Source organism: Mycobacterium sp. (assembly GCF_049280035.1).
Taxonomy (GTDB): Bacteria; Actinomycetota; Actinomycetes; order Mycobacteriales; family Mycobacteriaceae; genus Mycobacterium.
Map to the genome: position 1 here is coordinate 1 of NZ_JBAPPI010000510.1, position 3,514 is coordinate 3,514.

Sequence of the window (3,514 nt, forward strand, 5' to 3'; positions counted from 1 at the left end):
GCTTTCCTGCTCGGGCTGTTGCTGACGTTCGCGCTAACGATTCGGCGCGTCAAACGTGAAGTGCCGGTGCGGCCTTCGGCGGCGGATGCCGACGAGTAAGTCAGCTCGGGCCGGGCAGACGCAGCAAAAGACGCACCCCGCCCAGCGGGCTGGTTTGCAGCGACGCCGTACCGCCATGCAGGTGCGCCTGCTGAGCCACCAATGCCAGACCCAGGCCGGAGCCGGAATGCGACGCGGTTGATCCACGGGAGAACCGCTCGAACACCAACTGGCGTTCCTCCTCGGGAATCCCGCTGCCGTTGTCGTCGATGGCGATTTCCACGCCGGCTCGCGAGCTGACCGCAGACAGCTGAACGCGGGTGGCGCCACCGTGTTTGACGGCGTTGGCGATCGCATTGTCGACGGCCAGACGAAGGCCAGCCGGTAGACCGACGATGATGCAGGTCGGCGACGGCACCAGCGACACGTCGAGGTCGGGGTAGATCCGCATGGCGTCGTGCGCCGCGCGGTCGAGCAACTCGGTGATGTCGACCGGCACGTGATCCTCCGATGTCGACAGCTCACCCTGGGCCAGCCGCTCCAGCGCGGACAACGTGGCCTCGATGCGGGACTGGGTTCGGATCACGTCGTTGAGCACTTCTTTGCGTTGCTCGTCCGGCAGGTCCAGGGTGGCCAGCACCTCGAGGTTGGTCCGCATCGCGGTCAGCGGCGTTCGCAACTCGTGCGAGGACACCGCCGCGAAGTCCCGGGCCGATTCCAGTGCCTCCTTGGTCCGGAGCTGCTCGTTCCAGATTCGTTGCAACATCCCGCGCAGGGCCTCGGCGATTTCGACGGCCTCGCTGGCGCCGCGCACTTGAATCTGCGGTCTCTCGTCGCCGGCGTCGATGGATCTGGTCTGTTGGGCCAATCGCTTGAATGGTCGCACCGCGAAAGTCGCCAGCAGCCAGGCGAACACGGCCGCCGCGGCGATCGAGAATCCGGCGATCAAGATCACCCGCCGGTGCAGGTTATTGGTGTCGGCGATGGTGGCGTCATAGGTTGCGCCCACCGCAACCAACATCGGGTGCGGCGCTGGGATATTCACGGTGCGCACCCGGTAGCGCACCCCGTTGACATAGGTGTCCGCGTAGCCGGCCGGCAACTCCGGCAAGGTGACTTTCGAGTTGGATGTGACCTCTTCATCACCTCGGCGCACGGTGATGACCGCATCCTGGTCGTTGGGGGACTTGGGAATTTCGCCAAGGCCGCGGGGCAAAAACGGGATCGCGAAACCGGCCGCCTCATCCAGGCGCCGGTCCAGCCGTTCCTTGCGGTCGTTGGTGATGCCGAACCACACGACACCACAGGTGATGAGCACCGGAATCGCCGCCCCGATAGCCGTCGCCACCACCACCCGGGCACGCAGCGACGGCGTACGGGTCAAGATTCTCGACAAGAAGTTCATCCTCAATCCCGTCACTGCATGCGCAGTACGAATCCCACTCCGCGGACGGTGTGCAGCAGCCGCGGGCCGCCGCCGGCTTCCAACTTGCGCCGCAGGTATCCGATGAACACGTCGACGACGTTGGTATCCGCGGCAAAATCGTAACCCCACACCAGTTCCAGCAACTGCGCGCGGGACAGCACCGCGGTCTTGTGCTCGGCCAGCACTGCGAGCAGGTCGAACTCACGCTTGGTCAGGTCGACGTCAACGCCGTTGACTCGGGCCCGCCGGCCCGGGATGTCCACCTCCAACGGGCCGACCGTGATGGTTTCCGACGACGAGGAGACGGTGGATCCGCGGCGACGCAGCAGCGCTCGCACCCGCGCCACCAGCTCAGCCAGCACGAACGGTTTGACCAGGTAGTCGTCGGCGCCGGCCTCCAGACCGGCCACCCGGTCGTCGACCGAACTGCGGGCACTCAGCACACAGACCGGCACGTCGTTATCCATCGCACGCAGCGCGGTGACCACGCTGACGCCGTCCAGCACCGGCATGTTGATGTCGAGCACGATCGCATCCGGCCTGGTCTCGGTCGCACTTCGCAATGCCTCGGCGCCGTCTACCGCGGTCGACACTTCGAACCCGGACAACCGCAATCCGCGCTCCAACGAGGCGAGCACGTCTGAGTCGTCGTCGACAACCAAAACCCGTGGCGAGGTCACACCAGTGTCCATGCCGCCCATGATGCCTGATTGTCCCCCTTAGCTGTGGGAACCCTCGCTCGAACCACCCTGCTCAATTTGAGCGCGATAGCGGGAATCGCCTGGCGCCGGGTTCCGGCGGTAACCGCAGTGCGTTCACCAGGTAGCTGACGGTGCGGTAGCTGCCCGCGAGCATGAGCAGTTCCAGCAGTGCCTCGTCGGGATAGTGCCTGGTAAGCCCTGCCCAGAGCGCATCGTCCACCGTGCAGTCGCCGTGCAGGCTGTCACACAACCGGATCAGCAGCCGATCAGCGTCGGTCCAGCAGTCGTCGTCGGGCCCGCCGACCGTCAACGACGTGATTTGTGCTTCCGTCAGGCCGGCTTTGGCGGCGAAGACGCTGACGTGCACACCCCACTCGTACTCGGCACCGCAGGAAGCCGTCACCCGGTCGATCACGATCTCGCGTTGCCGGATGCTCAGCTGACCGCGGTCGAGCAGTCCGGAGTTGAAGAACTTGAAGAACAGCCGCCGATCCCGCGCCAGCGTGGTGAACAACACAAGCGGCGGGCGGCCACGCATGATCGTGTCGATGGCCTGCTGGATGTCCTCGGCCAACGGCATGGCGGCGGGGACAATCCGAGCGCTATTAGTTTTATAGCGTGTCATGGTGACGAAAGTAGCCCGCATGCTACAAAATGTAAAGCATGAATTCGCCCCGCATCGGATCGTCAACCCGGGGATCGCACTCGGGGCGGCCGATCATGGTGGCACTCGACGTGCTCGGTCGCCGCGGCGCGCTGCGCCTGCTTTGGGAGCTGCGCAACGGCCCGCTCACCTTCCGGGCACTGCAAACCGCCTGCGACACCAACCCCGGCTCGCTGAACACCAGGCTGAAGGAGCTGCGGCAGTTGCGCATCGTGGATCACGGAGGCGCTGGTTATTTCCTTACAGCACACGGTCTTTCGCTGATGACGGCTCTTGAGCCGCTGCAGACCTGGGCACACCGCTGGGCAGCGGACGCAGTCGATTCAGCGCGTTATCTGGGCCTACCGGAGAGCTAGGGCAGCCCGATGTCGCGGTAGCGGCGCAACCGGGTCGCCATCCGATCGGCATCGGGCACCGCGCCAAGCGCGTGCAGCTCGGCGGCGATTGCCACCGATAACCGGGTGCAGAACTCGACCGGCTCGTCGGCGGCGTCCGGATGCTCGGGCACGACGACGTCGACGATGCCGGACGTCAGCAAATCGACCGATCGGATGCCTTGTGCCGCAGACAGTTCCGCGGCGTGCGCGGTATCGCGGAAGACGATCGCGCTGGCGCCCTCGGGCGGCAGCGGCGCCAGCCAGCCGTGCAACGCGGCCAGCACCCGGTCGGCCGGCACCATTGCCA

Annotated in this window: 5 protein-coding genes; 1 reads left to right on the forward strand and 4 read right to left on the reverse strand. The window is 65.7% G+C overall.

Annotation, left to right across the window (positions count from 1 at the left end; all coding sequences use genetic code 11):
* Positions 1 to 100: 100 nt before the first annotated feature.
* From WAN71_RS16520 to WAN71_RS16530, 3 genes are read right to left on the reverse strand one after another with little or no spacing between them, the layout of a single operon-like run.
* Complete coding sequence (locus WAN71_RS16520) at positions 101 to 1,444, reverse strand: sensor histidine kinase (protein ID WP_422226367.1); 1,344 nt, start codon at positions 1,442 to 1,444, stop codon at positions 101 to 103.
* A gap of 11 nt (positions 1,445 to 1,455) precedes the next feature.
* Positions 1,456 to 2,166 carry a two-component system response regulator PrrA gene (gene prrA / locus WAN71_RS16525; RefSeq protein WP_422226368.1) on the reverse strand — a complete coding sequence of 237 codons (711 nt, stop codon included), beginning with the start codon at positions 2,164 to 2,166 and terminating at the stop codon, positions 1,456 to 1,458.
* Positions 2,167 to 2,218: 52 nt separating this feature from the next.
* Positions 2,219 to 2,791, reverse strand: coding sequence for a carboxymuconolactone decarboxylase family protein (locus WAN71_RS16530; RefSeq protein ID WP_422226369.1), 573 nt, complete (start codon positions 2,789 to 2,791; stop codon positions 2,219 to 2,221).
* A 38-nt stretch (positions 2,792 to 2,829) separates the two neighbouring features.
* Here WAN71_RS16530 and WAN71_RS16535 point away from each other — a divergent pair, with 38 nt between their 5' ends.
* On the forward strand, positions 2,830 to 3,186 hold the full coding sequence (locus WAN71_RS16535) for a winged helix-turn-helix transcriptional regulator (RefSeq protein ID WP_422226370.1): 357 nt from the start codon (positions 2,830 to 2,832) through the stop codon (positions 3,184 to 3,186).
* Here WAN71_RS16535 and WAN71_RS16540 read toward each other — a convergent pair.
* On the reverse strand, positions 3,183 to 3,514 hold a 332-nt coding region (locus tag WAN71_RS16540; protein ID WP_422226371.1), incomplete at its 5' end, for a carboxyl transferase domain-containing protein. The genes WAN71_RS16535 and WAN71_RS16540 overlap by 4 nt on opposite strands.

Excerpts from the sequence above, each read along its gene's own strand:
- WAN71_RS16520 (WP_422226367.1), bottom strand. The coding sequence starts at position 1,444 with ATGAACTTCTTGTCGAGAATCTTGACCCGTACGCCGTCGCTGCGTGCC.
- prrA (WP_422226368.1), bottom strand. The coding sequence starts at position 2,166 with ATGGGCGGCATGGACACTGGTGTGACCTCGCCACGGGTTTTGGTTGTC.
- WAN71_RS16530 (WP_422226369.1), bottom strand. The coding sequence starts at position 2,791 with ATGACACGCTATAAAACTAATAGCGCTCGGATTGTCCCCGCCGCCATG.
- WAN71_RS16535 (WP_422226370.1), top strand. The coding sequence starts at position 2,830 with ATGAATTCGCCCCGCATCGGATCGTCAACCCGGGGATCGCACTCGGGG.